Here is a 386-nt window from a genome sequence, read left to right as displayed (position 1 = left end):
GCGTAAGTGGGGATGGTGGCGGTTGCAAGGACGGCGGGCGGTCAGAAAGAAAGCCCCTGTCGCGCTGAGCGACAGGGGCTGAGATTACGCAGCAAACTTGGAGCGCTCGATGAGAGTTTTGTCCTCGAAGCTGTACCCGTTATCTAGGGTGGCGCTGAAAACGTAGCCGCCGTAGAAGTAGCTGTTGCTACTGCGCGGCCTGATTCGTGACGCGAATCGCAACGCTATTTTGGTGCCGGGCCAGGTCTCAGATGACTTTTCTTCGACAACCTTATTGGTGAGCGGGCCGGTAAAGGTCATCCGGTAGACGTTGAGTCCCGACGTGCTGATTGGTCCATTGTCCGTCGGTAGTGTAGGAAGGTCGACCCGGGTGGGGGCTGTCCAGG

General features: G+C 58.3%; 1 protein-coding gene. It reads right to left on the bottom strand.

Going from position 1 to position 386, the window contains the following annotated elements:
• Positions 1 to 84: 84 nt before the first annotated feature.
• Positions 85 to 386, bottom strand: a 302-nt coding sequence (locus HMPREF2927_RS09125) for a hypothetical protein (protein WP_210399819.1), incomplete at its 5' end; no start/stop codon positions are given.

Source organism: Rothia sp. HMSC061E04 (genome assembly GCF_001813685.1).
GTDB classification, from domain to species: Bacteria; Actinomycetota; Actinomycetes; order Actinomycetales; family Micrococcaceae; genus Rothia; species Rothia mucilaginosa.
The sequence above is the reverse complement of the archived record's forward strand: the minus strand, read 5'-3'. Positions and strand labels throughout refer to the sequence as shown.